This window comes from Prolixibacteraceae bacterium (assembly GCA_019856515.1).
GTDB lineage: Bacteria > Bacteroidota > Bacteroidia > Bacteroidales > Prolixibacteraceae > Halosquirtibacter > Halosquirtibacter xylanolyticus.
The window spans coordinates 451,935-470,556 of sequence record CP082230.1 but is presented as its reverse complement, the minus strand read 5'-3'; the positions used below and the strand labels follow the sequence as shown (position 1 = coordinate 470,556).

11 protein-coding genes are annotated in these 18,622 nt (G+C 34.8%); 3 read left to right on the top strand and 8 right to left on the bottom strand.

Annotated features, from left to right (window positions below):
- Positions 1-10 precede the first annotated feature (10 nt).
- The 4 genes from K5X82_01610 to K5X82_01595 all read right to left on the bottom strand — a co-directional run bounded on the left by K5X82_01610 (position 11) and on the right by K5X82_01595 (position 6,460).
- The gene (locus K5X82_01610; GenBank protein ID QZT37600.1) at positions 11-2,629 is read right to left on the bottom strand and encodes a DUF4962 domain-containing protein; all 2,619 of its coding nucleotides are present in this window, start codon (positions 2,627-2,629) and stop codon (positions 11-13) included.
- A gap of 88 nt (positions 2,630-2,717) precedes the next feature.
- Positions 2,718-4,247 (bottom strand): sulfatase, encoded by a 1,530-nt coding sequence (locus K5X82_01605; GenBank protein QZT37599.1) that lies wholly within the window; start codon positions 4,245-4,247, stop codon positions 2,718-2,720.
- Between the two features lie 23 nt (positions 4,248-4,270).
- A complete protein-coding gene (locus tag K5X82_01600) occupies positions 4,271-5,518 on the bottom strand; it encodes an MFS transporter (protein ID QZT37598.1) in 1,248 nt (415 codons plus the stop codon).
- A 6-nt stretch (positions 5,519-5,524) separates the two neighbouring features.
- On the bottom strand, positions 5,525-6,460 hold the full coding sequence (locus K5X82_01595; protein ID QZT37597.1) for an ROK family protein: 936 nt from the start codon (positions 6,458-6,460) through the stop codon (positions 5,525-5,527).
- Between the two features lie 492 nt (positions 6,461-6,952).
- Between K5X82_01595 and K5X82_01590 the strand changes: the two genes are divergently transcribed.
- Positions 6,953-9,286: a family 20 glycosylhydrolase gene (locus tag K5X82_01590; protein ID QZT37596.1), complete on the top strand. Its 2,334-nt coding sequence runs from the start codon at positions 6,953-6,955 to the stop codon at positions 9,284-9,286.
- Positions 9,287-9,431: 145 nt separating this feature from the next.
- Here the strand turns inward: K5X82_01590 and K5X82_01585 are convergent, their stop codons facing one another.
- The 3 genes from K5X82_01585 to K5X82_01575 form a co-directional block, all read right to left on the bottom strand.
- Positions 9,432-12,212 (bottom strand): prolyl oligopeptidase family serine peptidase, encoded by a 2,781-nt coding sequence (locus tag K5X82_01585; protein QZT37595.1) that lies wholly within the window; start codon positions 12,210-12,212, stop codon positions 9,432-9,434.
- A gap of 321 nt (positions 12,213-12,533) precedes the next feature.
- Positions 12,534-14,168 carry an arylsulfatase gene (locus K5X82_01580; GenBank protein QZT37594.1) on the bottom strand — a complete coding sequence of 545 codons (1,635 nt, stop codon included), beginning with the start codon at positions 14,166-14,168 and terminating at the stop codon, positions 12,534-12,536.
- A 130-nt stretch (positions 14,169-14,298) separates the two neighbouring features.
- Positions 14,299-15,006 (bottom strand): pirin family protein, encoded by a 708-nt coding sequence (locus K5X82_01575; GenBank protein ID QZT37593.1) that lies wholly within the window; start codon positions 15,004-15,006, stop codon positions 14,299-14,301.
- 517 nt (positions 15,007-15,523) lie between these two features.
- Here K5X82_01575 and K5X82_01570 point away from each other — a divergent pair.
- Together K5X82_01570 and K5X82_01565 are read left to right on the top strand one after the other, a co-directional pair.
- Positions 15,524-17,278: a tetratricopeptide repeat protein gene (locus K5X82_01570; GenBank protein ID QZT37592.1), complete on the top strand. Its 1,755-nt coding sequence runs from the start codon at positions 15,524-15,526 to the stop codon at positions 17,276-17,278.
- Between the two features lie 52 nt (positions 17,279-17,330).
- Complete coding sequence (locus K5X82_01565; protein QZT37591.1) at positions 17,331-17,834, top strand: metallophosphatase family protein; 504 nt, start codon at positions 17,331-17,333, stop codon at positions 17,832-17,834.
- Positions 17,835-17,925: 91 nt separating this feature from the next.
- Here K5X82_01565 and K5X82_01560 read toward each other — a convergent pair whose 3' ends face one another.
- Complete coding sequence (locus K5X82_01560) at positions 17,926-18,549, bottom strand: hypothetical protein (protein QZT37590.1); 624 nt, start codon at positions 18,547-18,549, stop codon at positions 17,926-17,928.
- Positions 18,550-18,622 lie beyond the last annotated feature (73 nt).

Genomic DNA, 18,622 nt, shown 5'->3' with positions numbered 1-18,622 from the left:
TATAGTTTGTTTAGTAATACTTATAAGCATCAGGGTATTGATCCACCATGTGAATAAGCTTTTCTTCTTTTTCAGGATCAATGATATATGTATCGCTTTTGATTAAGTTATATTTTACGCCTTGATAAGTTACTTTATCGTATCCATAAACCAACATGCCTTTTTTAGGATGTTTTGCAATAAATTTAGGAGTCTCACCTTGATCTAAAGAAACTTCGACACTCCATCTTCCAACTTTATAACTACCATCTTTACCCCTTTTCAAGGTGAGTGGTTCACCATTTTGAGAAATTGAAATTAATGTAAAGAACTTAGCTGATTTAGTCTTATTAGTTGCAACACTAGCATGCCAATGTGGAATGTATTTGATCCCTCTTTTAGCGCCATTACCTAACCAGTCTATTGCGGGAGATGCGAACTCATTCGTTACAGAGAAATTTATCTTATGGTCTGAGAAAATATAAGCTTTTCCTGATGCAGAAGCACTTTCGGTTGAAATACATTGATCACGATATTTTAGCTCGGCTCTACTCTGAAGCAGAAATTTCCACGAAACTGGTCGATCGGCTTTTAATTCATCATAGATTAATATCAAATTATCTCCGAGTAGTGAAATATGTCGATCAAACTGTTCCATTTCAGCATCACTGGTTCCTAATACTTCTTCAGGTGTTATTTTATACTCTTTCATTTTGGATAAAAACAGATCCCTGAAAGCTTTACCATTATAAGCATTAGAAGCATCACCTTTAGCATAAGAGATAGCCCCACTAGTACCAAAACGAAGCATCATTCCATATGAACTAGGTGTCATGGGTTGTCCTTTACTATCCATTAAAATACTATTGTGAGCTTGTGTGTGTCTATAGCTCATCATCGAATGAGGATCAGTAAAACTTGAGTAATAACCTGTTCTAAAAAACAGAGGTTCTCCATCTACTTGAATATTGAATGCATTCTGACATGCATGAGAATGTCCTGTTGCACCAAATGGGCTAGACCTAAAAGTTAATAATGTACTATGAGAAGTCGCAGTTTTACTTCGCATGGACACTACACCAATATCACTAAAAGCAGCAGCTCTGGCTGGCTTAAACTTAGCTTTTGATTTACCGTTATGTTTGAAAGGATATAAAGAACAGTACCAATACAACTCTTGTTGGTTCTTCAAATTAAATTTCTTTCGAGAAACCTTCTTCTTTATTCCTCTCTCTTTCTCCTCTTTTCTTAATGATCTTTGATTTTGAAGATAATGTTTTGCAAAGGGATCATTTGTTAATTTTGCAATAGATGCAACGAAACTTGCACAGTTCTCTCTCTTAACATCAGCATTGTCACCAAAACTCCCAGAAATAAAACCAACAGGAGAAGTGTAATAAAAATATTTTGCGGTATTCTTAAACCATGGTTGTTCAAGATAATCAACTTCGGTTAATCGACTAAACAGAACAGACATTGCAATCAAAGAGGTTTTATTTGCATCAAAATATCCATTACCAGGAGCCCATCCTCCATCGGACATACTACCAACAGGTGCTCGCATTGTCCAAAGTTCATAAACATAAGACACCCATTCCTTTGCTTCAGGAACATGATAATACAAAGTGAGGGAAGTTGTAAAAAACGTTCTCAAATGGTGCTGCCAAAGATGGCTATCTAGGTTATTTAAATGCCCTTTCTCTTTTATATGCACAAACGTCTCTTCTTGTTCTTTTTTTAATAGTTGGATTATCTCATTTTTTTCATCATCCGATAATCGGTCATACGCAATATCAAAGATAGTTGCAGAAGCATTAAGATAGAATCCACGAGTGAAATCATTGATATATCCTGAAGCTACAATATTTTCATATTGCTTCTTTAAATATCTAAAATGACACAATGCTACATCTTGATATTTTTTCTTTCCTGTCAATAAATATCCTTTTGAAATCTTATCAAAAGTCTCCAATGCAACTTTATAGATCTCCTTTGTTCTTTTACCAACAAAACGCTTGTATTGCTTTGGTGTCAACACTACTTTTTTCTTATCTAAAACACTTTTCTTTGTGTAAATAAGGCTCTTTGTTGGCTCTGAGGTAGATAGATCAATGGGTCTCAGAAAATCTACAATTGCGCTAGAAGGAATATTTAGTTTTCCTAGTTCATTTGGAAAACACAATACTCTTGGATGAGATTTTGGAATATTTTTCATCCAAGTACTATATTCTGGAGTTACAAAAGTACTCTCATTACCTGTAACTTTGAACTCATATTGCTCTTTCCAAGCGACCTTATCATCATCTAGCCATCCATACTGCCAATACCATGTACCTTTCGTTAATAACTTGTGAGGAGAGTAGAACATTCGATCTAAAACAACACTAGTTGTATTTTCAGATTTAAATGTAGAATCCTGTGACAAACGGAACGCATAACGCATATTGACCTCAGGAAATTTATTGTTTTTATCCATTTTAGGAGTCCAATAAAACCAAGGCTGATTTCGCGTTATCAAACCTGAAATAGGATAGCATTCAGATCGTTTTAATGGCATCAGCTCTTCTCTACTATCTTCTCCAACAACTTCAGCTCTTGTTACTCCACACAGGCCTAAACAGATGAGCAATCCGATGATATATCTTTTCATGAGCATTTCTAAATAAAACAAAAAGAGCACGAAAAAGAACTGGTTTCTCCATTTCATTTTTTCGTGCTCTTCATAGGATTAATACTTTTTATTCTTCAACATAACTATACTCTTCTTCTAGACCTAACTTCTCAATAGAAGAACGACTAGGACGAGGATGTTTGTCTTTTTCAGCATAATATGGTGCATTCTCCCACTTAAGGTCTCCACCATTCACGCGAGGATCACCTGTTTTTGCAAGATAATCATTCATCTGCTTCTTCAAAGAGTCAAATTGAATTTTATAAGCTGAATCATTCGCAACATTGTTCATTTGCTCAGGATCTTTATTTAGATCATACAACTCATACTCAGGTCTCTTCGCGAATGCTAGATTAAACAACGGCTTTACATCAGCTTCATCTTTATGCTCCAATAGATACATTTTAGCTCCACATGGATACTGTAGCATATGTGCATCAACATCTCCATATAATGGAGGGTCGCCTGCTGGCCAATTATTATAATCATAGTTTCGAATTAAAAGAAAGTCATTGGTTTGCAATGCACGCCCTCCATAACCTTTACCATTTTTTCGAACAAAAGCATGACGTTCACGACCAGTAATGATAAAATTACGTTCTTTCTCGATAATACCACTTTTCTTAGAAGATAGAATATTATTCAAACTCTTAGCATTCATATAACCAGGAATCTGAATATCAGCAAGCTCTAAAAATGTTGGTGCTAAGTCATTAAGACTCACAAAGTCATCGACAGTTCTATTACCTTGAAACCTTTTAGGCATGTGTATAATCAAAGGTACACGAGTTCCAAAATCATATAAGTTAGCTAAACCACGAGGCATCTGCCATCCATTGTCACTACACACAATAAGCAGTGTATTATCCCACTGTCCCATCTCTTTTAGAAGCTCAACAAAACTAGCTACTTCACCATCAAAGTGTTCAATTTCTGCATAATAATCTGCAATATCTTTACGAACCTCTTTGCTATCTGGCAAATATGCAGGAACTTTTATATCCTCCATCTTAATTCCCGCTTTCTTTCCTCCATTACGACGGAAAGGACGGTGTGGGTCTCTTGAACTGAACCAATAACAAAATGGTTGTCCTTTTTCTCTTTCATTATAAAACTCTTCAAACGAGTCATATTGATCTCCACCAGGATTGCGATCACGACCAGCAGCATCCACTTCTCCAGGTCCCCAACCTTTTCCCTCATAACCAACTAAGTATCCAGATTTTTCTAAAAGCTCCGGATATACCTCAAATTTATTAGGTAATGTTCCCCATAAGTTAGCTCCCTCTTCTAGTCTCCAAATATCTTGTCCAGTTAACATCGAAGCACGTGCTGGAGTACAAGAAGGTGCAGAACAAAAAGCATGAGTAAATCGGATTCCCTCAGTTGCTAGTTGATCTATATTCGGAGTCTTTACTATTGGATCACCATAACACCCAAGATGGTTGTAAGATTGGTTGTCCGACATTAAAATTACAATATTGGGACGAGACATTTCCTTCTTTTTTGTCTCATTACAGCTAGTAAGCATTGATGCCCCTATCATAGAAGCAATTGCAACTTGCTTACTTCTTTGTATCCATGATTGCTTTATCATCGCAGATTATTTTATATAATTGATTATTTATTCTTATTACTAAATATTGTCTTGTTCTTAATCTCGGGTTTTGCATAAAATGCAATAAAAAGAATATAACTAAGCGTTATAAACAAGAACATCATGGCAATTCTTAATCCAATAACATCTCCTAAAGTTCCTATTATCATTGGAACTAAAGCACCGCCAAATATTCCGGAACAAAGGATTCCAGAAAAAGCTCCAGGATTGTTAGTATAACTATTCAATGCTAAAGAGAATATAATAGAGAACATTACTGAAATTAAAAACCCAAGCACTTTAAATGATAAAACAGCAGCCTCAGCAGAGCCGAATAGTGCTACACCTAAAGCGACCATACTTGAAATCGTGAAACATTTCAATACAAGCTGAGAATCTAACAATTTTAACAACAGCAGTCCAACAAGACATCCTATCGACATATTTCCCCAAAATGTCCCCACAACATCAGCACCTACTTTTACAGGATCAACGCCATGATACTGACTAAGAAATTGACTCATCCAATTTGCCAATCCTTGTTCTGTTCCAACGTATGCCATAATTCCAAGAGTGAACATCCAAACTAACGGTTTCTTAAGAAGTGACATATACTCCTGCTTGCTACTTGTCTTCTCATCCTCTTGTAACTCTACTTTTGGAAATTTAAGTACCGCGATAAAAACAAGCATTACAATAAATAACACTGTAAATATCCAATATAATGAGATCCATGGTAAGGCATCGGGAATACGCCCCATAAAGAAGGATTTAACTGCATTCATTTTGGCAGTTGGTTCCAATTGACCAACCAAATAGGTATAAACTTTGGGGCTAACAAAAGATGCTGCGCCAAAAACTAATTGTCCCAATACAGAATAAAAAGCAAAATGTTCCTCTCCAGCTGCAGCTCTCATTAATGGATTAATAATTACTTGTAACATTGCCATACCAATCCCAAGGATAAACAATGATACTAAAGCCATAGAGTAAGTTGGAATAAAAGCAAATATTGCACTTCCACTTAATGTCAATAAGAATGCGACTAACATTGATCTCTTTTCACCAATTCTCTCGATCATTACACCTGCAGGAATAGACATAATTCCATAAGCAAGAAAGAATGAAAAAGGCAAAAAGGAGGCCATCGTTAAGCTTAATTGATAATTATCAATTATCGCAGGCATAATGGGTCCCAAGATATTTGTCACAAAAGATATTACGAACCATGTGATTAATATCATCAATACTATTATCTTATTTCTCCCCATCTTATTCTAATTTTTATTAGAGTTAAACACTAACGATACAGCTCCAAATATTCCTGCTGCATTACCTAACTCTGCAGGTACAATCTCAGTAAACTGAGAAGTCTCGCTCATCACCTTATTTGCTACTTTTTGTCTCAAAGCCTCAAAATAGAACTCACCAGCTTCAGAAATTCCTCCACCAATAACGACCTTTTGAGGTGCAAAGAGATTTATTATACCAACAATGCCATCACCAAGATAGTCCCAATGACGATTCATCACATCTTGTGCTAATGAATCATTACTCTTATATTTAGCGATGATGTATTTACCATCCACGGCTCCCTTATCCCCATGATCGCAATGACTTACATAGTCTTTTACAAGAGCCGTTGTGGATGCGTATGCCTCTAAACACCCTTTCGCACCACATTCACAATCAACTCCATCACTCTTAATAATCATGTGTCCTAATTCACCACCACGGTTTCTATATCCAGAATAGAGTTGACCATTTAAATACATAGCACCACCAATTCCTGTCCCTACAGTTAAAAAAACAATATCAGATGATGACTTTGCAGCTCCAAAACCGACTTCACCTAGTCCCATTAGATTTGCATCATTATCAATAAACACAGGTAAACTAAAACGCTTTTCTAATTTTTCAGCCAATGAAAGATCAAACCAGTTTGGCAAATTCTCAGCACCTCCAATGACCACCCCATTCTCTACTATACCTGGAGTCCCAATTCCGATCCCAATAACACTAGAGGTTATATTTGGATCAAATCTCAACATCTCATCAATAGATGCAATGATATTGTTTATTACCACTTCACATCCTTTTTCAGTCTGAGTAGCTGTTATCCCATCTGTTATTTTGTTCCCTTCTTGGTCAACCAAAGCAAACTTGATAAAAGTTCCACCAAGGTCAACACCTATCGCATAATTAACGCTCATATGCTACTGTTTAGTTATTGATCTACATTATAATATAAGACAGTTTACTTAACTATTTTTACACTTATGCCATTTACTTAGATTCAGACCCAGTGTTTTCTTATATCTCACAGAACGAAAGTAACACTTAAGGAAACGAGCGAACCTCTATAATCCATCTACACATTTCAATTGCGTTGAAAAATATTTCATTTTTGTATAATTCAACATTCGACTCAAACTAAATCCATTGACAATCAACACACAACACACCATCACAAAAATCAAGAAACCTTATATAATAATCCTATTACTCTCATAAATCAAGGCTGTAAAACAGAATATATCGTATTCCGTTATACTTCGACAAAACCTCAATCAATCATAGTCTTATTGAATTTTAACAAAGTATTATTATCTTTAATGAATTCATTTAAATAGACAATACGCACATTGCTATTTGGACGAATCAAGTTAAAACTGAAATAAACATAACAACAAAAGGTATTCACAATGAAAAAAACACAATGGTGTGTTGTTCTTGTATGCATCGTAATTTCTCTGATGTCATGTAAAAAAAACGACACGTTAACAGTTAATGAAGTAAACATTATACCAAACCCTCAATCGCTCACAATTCAAAATGGACATTTCAAACTCTCCTCTAAGACCACAATAAACATTGATCTTGATAAATTCAATCCAATTCTTCAAAACCAATTTCATAAAGAAATTGATTCATCATCTCTCTCCATCCTAGATTTAAAGGTCAATCCTAATTCAAAAAGCAATAGTATCATCCTATCATATGATGCACAAATTGAAGATGAAGCATATGAACTTTTAATTACTGAAGAGAACATAAACATTAAAGCATCATCAAATGCAGGTGCTTTCTATGCATTACAGACTATTAAGCAGATGATTCCTGCAGAGATGCTTGGATGCAAGCAAGTAAATATCCCTTGCTTAGAAATATCTGACAAGCCTGCATTTAAATGGAGAGGATATATGTTAGATGTTTCTAGGCATTTCTTCCCTATCAAGAACTTGTATGAAGTAATTGATCATATTTCGAGCATTAAGATGAATCGTTTCCATATCCACCTCGCAGATGATCAAGGATGGAGAATTGAAATTGACAGCTACCCTCAATTAAATAAAATAGGTTCATGGAGAGTCGATTATATTAACACGGATGAATCAAAGAGTAATTGGTGGGGACGTCCAGCACAGAAGGAGAAAGACAAAGCTACGTATGGAGGGTACTATACAAAGAAAGAGTTAAAGGCCTTAATTAAATATGCACAAGAAAAGCATATTGAGATAATCCCAGAAATCGATGTACCTGGACACTCTCAAGAGATTCTTGCTTCTTATCCATTCCTATCTTGCTTCCCCGACAAAAAATACCATGTTGCTACTGGAGGAGTCTTTAAAGATAATACGATTTGCCCTTCCAATCCGAAAAGTTATGAATTTCTAGATGCCATCATTACTGAAGTCGCAGAGATATTTCCTTCAAAATATTTACACATAGGTGGTGATGAGTGCAATAAAAAAAATTGGAATAGTCACACTCAGTGTAAAAACTTCATGCATCAACACCACTTAAAAGATGCACATGAACTTCAAAGTTACTTTATCAAACAAGTAGAGAAGATAGTTAATTCTAAAGGAAAAGAATTAATTGGATGGGATGAGATAATCCAAGGAGGCTTATCTCCTAATGCCACTGTAATGTCATGGAGAGGAGAAAAGGGAGGAATCAATGCAGCTAAGCAAGGTCATGACGTTATTATGGCTCCAAACTATGCAAACTATCTTGATCTAAAACAAGGACAACCAAATTATGAACCAAACCTAGGATATTCAAGCTGCCTTCTTTCGACATGTTACAACTACCATGTGATCCCTAAGAATTTAAACCCTGAGCAAGCAAAACATATACTAGGAACCGAAGGATGTTTATGGACAGAATCCATTTCTGATTGGAATAAGTGGGCATATATGACTTTCCCACGTATTTATGCGGTAGCAGAAAACGGATGGACGAATGAAGAACAACAAAATTTCGATCATTTTATTCAAAGGCTAAGAGTACAACTAAAGAAGCTTGACAAAAAAAATATTCGTTATGCAAAGAGTGTTTTTAACCCTAGAATCTATCATAAAGGTGTAGGAAATAAAATTGAAATCAAGCTAGATTCAGAACTTAATTCCCCAGAAATCCACTACACACTAGATGGAACTTCTCCAACGAAACAGAGTCCATTGTATAAAAAGCCAATAACAATAGACCAAACGAGTATCCTAAAAGCAGGGATCTTCAAAGATGGAGAGCTTCTAGGCAATATAATACAAGACCAATTCATTATCCACGATGCAAAAGATGCAAAAGTAATTAACTTAAATACAGATAATAAAAAAATAGGATTAGAAACACTAGTTGATCTATCTTATGGACTATTAGACTTTAGAGGAGACAACCACTGGTGTACATTTGATAATAATATGGATGTAGAAATTCAACTGTGCAAATCTATTAATATCAGCAAAGTTCAATTTGCGGCCTTACGTTTTACTCATCAACGTTATTATCTACCAACCAGTATTACGATTGAAGGCTCAAGTGATGGAATTAACTTTAAACAGATAGGCCATCTCAATTGCAAAGAGCAAGCAATTATTCAAGGAAGAGACATTGAGAATTTATCAATCCCGTGTAAAGCGAGTAATATAAAATACGTGAGAGTTCATGCAAAGAATATCACTAAAATACCGAAATCACATTCAAAGCAGGGACAGCATGCCAAGCTTAGAATCGATGAAATTGTTATTCTTTAACAAACATTTATAGTTTAAACTATTATATCAATTACATAGATTAAGCGCAATAGAGCTTGCATTATACACTTAATCTTACAACTGAAAAGAGCCTAGAAGTTATAAACCTCTAGGCTCTTTCTATATCGTAAAGAGATACACTAATCTAATAACCTAGATCTTCACCTTTATTGATGGCTTTAACTCCCTCATTCATCCACTTAGGTGCAGGCTCTCCTTTCAAGTAATGATTAAAGAACTGAAGCATTCTACGGCTTAAGTCAATTCGATCGCCCCATGCATCGGCACTAAGATTATGAGGCTGACCGTTATATTGCAACATCCAGACAGGCTTTTGTAAGCGACGCAATGCCATAAAATATTCAATCCCTTGATACCATGGCACAGCCCCATCTTCATCATTATGCATAATTAAGAGTGGAGTACGAACTTTAGGCGCATAAAATACTGGTGAATTTTCGATATACTGCATTGGTTTGTCCCAAAGAGTTCCTCCAATTCTACTTTGCGTCTGCTCATATTGGAATTCACGACTTAACCCAGAACCCCATCGTATTCCTCCATATGCACTAGTCATATTACTTACAGGTGCACCAGCCATCGCTGCAGCAAACATATTTGTTTGTGTAATAAGATATGCTGTTTGGTAGCCCCCCCAACTTTGACCTTGTAAGGCCATTTTAAATCTATCGATAAAATCATACCTTTCACACATAGCATATGCACCACTTACAATCGCATCATAAGCACTTTGCCCTGGATATCCCTCTCGATAATAGACATCTGGAATAAATAACACATAATCATTACTTGGGTATAGTGATTTATTTATCGTAGATCTACTCGGAGAAGGCAGCCAATATTGGTGTAAACGATCTGAATATCGTTCATAAAAATAACACATCATTGGATATTTCTTACCTTTATCCATATTTTCAGGAGTCACAAGTAACCCTTTTAAAGAATCTCCATTAAAGCTAACCCATTTGACCATCTTGATATTCCCCCATTTAAAGTCCTTTTGTTGTGGGTTAATATCAGTTTGTTTGGTTGAATTATTAAACTCTAAATTTGAAGTAAAATAATCTGGATAAATTCGATATGTCTGTTTGCTCCATTTCAAGACATCAGCACTCTTCGCTTTTACAGGGTAGCTCAACATATAGTCCCCTTTCATATATTCCTTAAGAGCATTTGTTGAACGATCCAAATAGGCATAAGCAGTTGACATCGTCTCTTTATTCGTCACATAGAACAATGGTCTCTCTGACACATAATCCTCCTCTTTATCTAGACGAATATACCTATATTTCAAATTTTCACTTCGACCACTCGTAATTCGATGAGGGGCTTTCTTTTGAGTTAAATCTATTTTCCAAACATCAAACTCATCGTACACATATACAGTACGATCAGATCCAAACCCCATCACGCCATATGGAGAAGGTGATGATGGTGTATCATGTGACACATCATAAAACGAGGTCGTAAGCTCGTCTGTAAGAGCAAAAGTATTATCTCTCTTTAGGTCTTTAGCATAATACGTACTATCACTCCACTGATAATAAATAGCAAATCTACCATCAGGCGATAAATCAACATCTTGAATATTTTTAGCAATAAGCTCTTTCTTTCCACTTTTTAAGTCAAAAGCATAATAATCACCTCCCCATAGTGCACTCCAACTATAAGATAAACGATATGGCAAATTATCAATTCCAATAGCATAATCCCCTAATCCCTTATTGGGAATATCAAACGACAAACAACTTGAATCATTCATTGCAATAACATGATCCTTTTTAATTTGATATAGTGCGACGAAAGAGCGTTTCTTATCTTTAGAAAGATTGACAAGTTGTCTTGGTTGAATATCTTTATCGTTCCATGACCATAAATCAAGTCTTGCTTTTTCATTCTTCATAAGACTATCTTTAGGAGCTTTTGTTTTAGGGTATTGTACCCCAAAGTACAATCGACCTCCATCTTCAGAAAATTCAATCGAACGATTTATGGACGGCTCCATACCTTCATGCAATTTTGAGTCATTTAAATATGATATCGTTTTATTTGCATCTTTTCTACCTTCATAAAAGTTACATACAAAATGTTTTATCTTAGTTGTATCAGAACTAAACATATATGCTAATTGAAACCCCTCTTTGTCTAATGTAAGTTTTTCAAATGAGGCATTATCACTAGAAAGAACCTTTTTTACACTTCCATCGTTCAAATTAAGATAAAACAAAGATGCATGTTTAAGAGAATCATCCTTATGTTGTACATATGCAAGGGTATGACCTCTTTCGGACAAAACAAAATTTGTTACTTTGCGAACAATCATCGTATCCAGACTCACTCCATTGACAATATATAGATTCGTCTTTGTCTCCTTGCCTTTACTTTTGTTCGTGTCATCTTTATCAACGTTAGCATCTTTTGATTGGACAGAATCCTTCTTCGTTTCGAGCTCTACTTCAGAAGTAAATGCCAACCAACTTTGCTTCTCTTTTGATATCTTAAAACTCGATACTTCATTGACTGTCAACAATGAATCTTTTAAGATAGAATACACCTTAATACTTGACTTCGGAGCTTTATCACCATCGACCAACTTCGTTCGAATAGAGTCTAATGGTGCTTTTTCGATAAATGCAATCGAATTATTATTAGGAAAGAAGACACCTTTTTCTCCTCTTTCGAAACGATGCAACACACTACCTTCAACAGACTTAAGAACTAACATCGCATCACCATGATTGGGTTTAATTTGATACATTAGCCACTCTCCGTTATTAGACAAACGACTCATTCCAATACGATTCCAATCAGCGAAATCATCTATTTCTAGAGATCTTTTCTGACCAAAACTAATGATACTATTCCCAATAATAAGAAACAATACTAAAAGTAAACTTCTACACATATCCATAGTTTTTATACATAATTTTCCGAAAATAGCTAAAAGATTTTTATTTTAATAAGGATGTTTGTCAACAAAATTTATGGAAATAATTATTGAAATATTTACAACACAAATTTTGCTTCGAAACATTAACTATAGACACCTCACACTAATCTAATTTCAAACATATTAGCAACCTGTTCCTTTTTAAGATCTAACACGAATACGTTCATTTTATTATGTGGACACTTTTACATTTCTCAGACAAGCTTTCATGTATGGGGGATATAAAAAAAGACTAACCCATATGAGCTAGCCTTTCCCATTTTAATCCTTATTAATCTAATGTGAAGTGATTTTAAATTTAAATCCTTTCTCCTTTAATTCTCCATTGATCTTCATCAATTCTCTAAATCGAGTAATCGTTAATGAGCCAGAGTAACCTTCACTCTGAACAGGTCTTGGCGGATACTTGATATATGAATTAAGAATTTTTTCTAAATGAAGAGACATCATTGGTACAGTCCAGGTACTTTCTGTAAATGAATTCATAAAGACATCATATCTCTCTTGAGGATCCTGCCATAAATCATAAACTTGAGGAACAGTTGCCACATACATCTCTGGACCTGTCCATCCTAATAATGGAGATGGCTTATCAGATCCAGGAGTAGCACCATTATCACCCCTCATATTAAATACAAATTTCCATCGACCAACCCGAATTGCTCCTGGCGCTAGTTCTCTCTCTGTAAAATAATACCAAGCATCTCTTTTAAAATCGGAAGAATGACCAGTTAACAATGGAAGCATATCATAACTATCAAAGATTGTTGGTTTACCTTCTTGGTCTTCCGTTGGTAATTCAACTCCTGCTAGACTTGCAAATGTAGCCATAAAGTCTAAACCACCAGTTACATCAAAGCACTCGGAACCGGGACTAATTACATTTTTCCACATTGCATATGCAGGAACTCTTGAACCACCCTCTCTATCTGTACCTTTAGTACCTCGGAAAGGAGTATACCCACAATCTGGATACACATCTTGCCAAGAACCATTATCAACAGTGTATATAATTAATGTATTCTCAGCGATCCCCATCTCTTCAACCTTATCAAGAATACGACCAACATTATAGTCCAACTCTTGAACCGCATCAGCATACTTTGTTTTAGCAGGAGAAGTTCCAGCAAACTGTTTCGAAGGGATATTTGGTTGATGGTTCTTTGCAAAATTAATACTCATAAAGAACGGCTTCTTACTTTTGGCATAGGTCTCAATTTGTGGCAATACATTCTCCATCATCACCATATCTAATTCCCCTATATTTTCTTTTGTCACCTTCTCTACTTCTTTCGCAGGCTCATTGGCTTTTCCTTCCAGAATACCCGTAGTTACTTTTTTAAAAAAATCTATTTGCTCTTCAGTCATTCCAGGATGAAAAGATGGCATGGTGTAAGTATATGCATTCAGGTGATATAAGACAACATTTTTCATAATATCATATCCTTGAGCATTCGGAAGGGCATAATCACTCTCACCCAAGTGCCACTTGCCACTAAAGAAAGTCTGATAACCGGCACTTTTCAACACTTCAGCAATAGTCCATTCAGCAGCAGGTAAACCTCCACCTTGACCTTGAAAAGCAACAGTCGTCATTCCACTTCGATTAGGAATACGTCCCGTTTGCATCGCAGCTCTTCCTGGCGTACAACTTGGTTGCCCATAAAAATCCCAAAACTGCATACCTTCTTTATCAAGGCGATCCATGCTAGGGCATTTTATACCACGCCCAAGACCTCCGCCATATGAAGTAAAATCCCCCCATCCCGTATCATCAGACACAATCATTATGATGTTCGGCTTAGATCCTTTTAAATTATTTTTCTTTTTACTTCTTTGCGCAAATGCATCTATAGAAAAAGTTAGACACAATGCCACAATAAAAACAAAAAATTGAAAGTTTTTTCTCATAACTCATTTTTATTACATGGTTATACTTAAAGTAATCATGCAACTTTAACAAGATTAAAGCGAGTAAGGTTCAAAAAAAAATTGCCACTGAAAAAGTAGCAACTTTAAGAATATTTAATTAAAGTCTTTATCACCTTTTGGGTGGCACTTCTATTAATAAAAACTTCGCATCAGACATCATCTTTATCTCTACGTCATCTCCATCTGGCCAGGCACCAATTGCATCACTTGCAAAAGCAACATGATCAACCATCTGAATCATACCTTCCATAGAGATCAAATAAATCCCATTGTTAGGATCATGTGTTTTGTATACAATATTCTTATCTTTTTTCATATTGCCCCAATAAACATACACATCCTGAGCAACAGAACAAGTCTGATCTGGAGTTACTAGAGCGAGCAATTCATCTCGAACTGTAACCAAATCATAATTACAGAAACTATATTTTGGATCGAACCCTTTCTCCTTGGGTAAGAAACGCAAATGGATCAATCTTAACTCTTCATCACCATCATTCATTTCTGAATGCTTTATCCCTTTACCACTTGTTAAACATTGAACAGAACCAGCAGTTAAAACCTGATGGTTGCCTAAAGAGTCCCGGTGAAGCAATTTACCATTCATCACAATAGTAACCATCTCCATATTATCTAAAGGAGTCGATGAAAAGCCTCGGTTAGGCATAATTCTCTCATCATTTAACACCCGCAATTTACCAAATTGCATACGTATAGGGTTAAAATATTGTCCGAAACTAAAAGAATGGAAGCTCTTCATCCAACTTAGATTGGAGAGGCCTCTAGTATTTGCACGATGGATAATAGATCTAGTCATAATCATAAACCTTTTAAATTAAAAACATATATGATCTTTTTTTGTTCACAACATCTACTCTTTAAAATCAAGTTCCATTTTATTTTGACAATTAATCTGCTTAAAAAAACATTATTTAATACAGTTAACCGGTGTACTAATACTGTTATTAAAGACATCAAAAAAGAACAAAATAAGAGACACAATTACACATTAACATTTATTAAACTTAAACTTTTCCTATCTTTGAATACAGAATCAAACCATATTTATAATGAATAACAGTCTAAATAATTGGGAGAGATCCATCAACGACATAAAAAATATTTACCTTCAACATTTCAGCCCAATATCCCAACAATCGACCAATCCATAAGTTATTTACGAAGAAGAATTTATGCGACTATTCTTCTTTCAAGAAACTAAAACTAAATATCTATAATAATTGTTTACAATAAAAAGATATTGCTCTACACGGCATTACATTTGTTACAATAAGTCTTATGGAGTGATGTTATATGGACTCAAAAAAACAGACATGAATCAAAGATTGAAAACCTTTATATTATCTTTTACAATCGTTGTGATATTTATATCTCTTACCCATAGAGGTTATGCACAACCAAGTGAGAATATACCAGATACTTTATCAACTTATTTTGAAAAATACCAAGCGCTAAAACGGAACAACCCCTATCAAGCTGTAGCTTTGATGAAAGAAGCTTCACAACTAGATGTCGTTCAGGACAACCCTAAAGTCAAATCTTCAATCTTCAATCGTATCGGAAATGTCTATCTTGATTTAAAGATTTACTCATTAGCCATGGATGCATATTTTGAATCACTTAAGAATATTAATCTAGCACATGACGAAAATGGTAAAGCTTATTGTCTTAATGATATTGGAAATGTATACTATGCTCTAAATAATTATGAACTTCCAAGACAATACTACCAGCAGTCTTACGAAATATTCGAAAAGACTTCAGACAATTATGGAATGGCTGTAGCGTCTAATAACCTTGGAATGGTTGCATTAAAAACTCAAAATTATGAAAAAGCACTTGCCTATTTTCAGAAAGCATACGAAATAAGAAAACGACAGAATAATCTAGGCCTCATGGCACACTCTAGACTGTTAATTGCACAAGTATTTCTAGAACAGGGATATTTTGAAAAAGCAATTAAATATATGAAAGATGCCAAACAAATGTACGCAAGAGATCGTGAACCAGATAATGTAGCACTTGTAGATTCAGAACTTGGCGAAGCTTACTTTACCTATAAGAAGTATGCTGAAGCACTACACTTTTATGAAAGTTCATTAAATCTGTACACTCTTAAACAACAACACTTAGAAGTAGGTAAAACGACATTAAAAATCGCTTCCTGCTATGAACATCTTGAAGATTTAAATCAAGCTGAGGAAAATGCACATAGAGCTTATAAGCTTTTCGAAAGCTACAAACTCGAGAGTCAAAAACTAGATGCCATTCTTTTCTTATCAAACTTATACATTAAAGAAAAGAGGTACAAAGATGCTTCAGAATACCAGAATAGCTACATTACTTTAAAACAAGGTATTGATCAAAGAAACAGCAGAAGTGAATTCTCAAAACTCCTTTATAGTATCGATGCCTTCAAAGAGTCTCAAGAGGTAAAACAACTGAAACTAATTAACGACAAACAGAAAATCAGGACGAAACTTTTACTTATCCTATTTTGTCTTTCAATGTTATTCTTATTTTTCTTAATCATTTGGTTTAAACAGAAAAGGAAACAACAACAAATGATGAATGCAAAGAAGCGTGAAATTGCAGAACTTGAGATATACAAGAAGGAGCAAGAGAATGAAAGGTTAAATAGAGAGCTTAACTTCAGGAATAATGAGTTAGCATCCAAAGCAATCTCAATGGTCAAAACAAACGAATTCATTGACGATGTAGTAAAAATGCTTCAACAGCTAATAATTCCCAAGAACGCACAACGAAGTGTCAATCAAATCATCGACAAACTACATTTCTTCAAAAAAGATGATGGATGGAAAGAATTCGAGGTAAGATTTGAAAAAGTCCATAGTGATTTTTATCGGAATATTGAAAAAAGACATCCAAACCTGACTCCAAATGAGAGAAAGATATGCGCCTTTTTAAGATTAAATATGACCACCAAAGAGATAAGTGCTCTAACATATAAAAGTGCCAAAAGTATTGATGTTGCAAGATCAAGACTACGAAAAAAAATGGACCTTCCAAGAGATGAAAACTTAATCACCTATTTATCCCAATTTTAATCGTTATATTTAAAACGTAAAAGCAACAATGTCTTTTACGTTTTTTTATTTTATGAAACATATCGCATTATTATCTGACAGTCACGGAAACCTTGATTCTGTTGCAATAAAACATCTCCAGGACGTTGATGAAATATGGCATGCGGGAGACCTTGGAGGAATTGAAGTACTGGATCAATTAGAAAATATTACAAAGACACGTGCCGTATTTGGCAATATAGATGACCATAAAGTTAGGAATGCAACTCCACAAATTCAGATATTTGAAACAGAAGGACTAAAGGTAGTAATGACCCACATTGGTGGTTATCCAGGTAGGTACTACAAAGGAATTGGCCCAATACTCACGAAAGAAAAACCAAAACTATTCATCTCTGGACACTCACATATACTAAAAGTGATACCTGACAATACAAAAAAACTTATCCATATGAATCCGGGTGCCATTGGTAAGCATGGGTTCCACAAGGTTCGAACATTAATCAAGTTCGAAATAGATGCTGGTGAAATTAAAAACCTAAGAGTAATTGAACTAGGAGCAAGAGGAGTGCTATAGACTACGTAACTTAGCTAGCCTTTGACTATTTAATCAAAGGTTAGCTTCTAACTATTCCACAATAAGCACTATTCCCATTAATCGAAATATATCAATTAATAATAGAACCAATCCCATATTGCACGATCTCTTTGGAAGACAATCTACATTCTTCACCCGCTTTTTCCTCTAAAAACCTAGTAATAAAAACATTGGATATTCCTGATTCACACATAAATCGTTCTACTTTCTCAATATTTGACTCGCCAACAATATCTACATAACCATCGAAAGATTGATCAATAATAGAAGGCCAACACACCTTTCTGTTCTTCCCTGAAAGAAATAGCAACAGAGCAACATTATCGACTTTCACCCCTCTTAAAAGAACTGTATTCATCCGACATTTTCGAACCATATAACATAGTTGTATTATTGAAAAAAAATCTATAGCACCAATATAACGATTAAAACAAATAGTTGTAATCTTTGGATACTCTTGTATAATTCTTTTAAACTCTTCAATAGATTCCCAACAAACCACTCCTTCTAAAATTAGAATCCGGGGATCAACACTCTTATTATATGTAAACTTAAGCTTCTGCTTTTTGCTAAATAGGAGCTGAATTTCATTACTGATATTAGATAACGAGAACTCTCCTTTAGTATATTTTATTCCATAAAAAAAAGGCAAAAAAAAGAGTAAACTAACGAGAGATATTTTCAAATACTTCATGACAATTACATTTTGTTTCCGATATGATTAGTCAATTATTCATCATATTTATTACATAAGATCTCTATCGAAC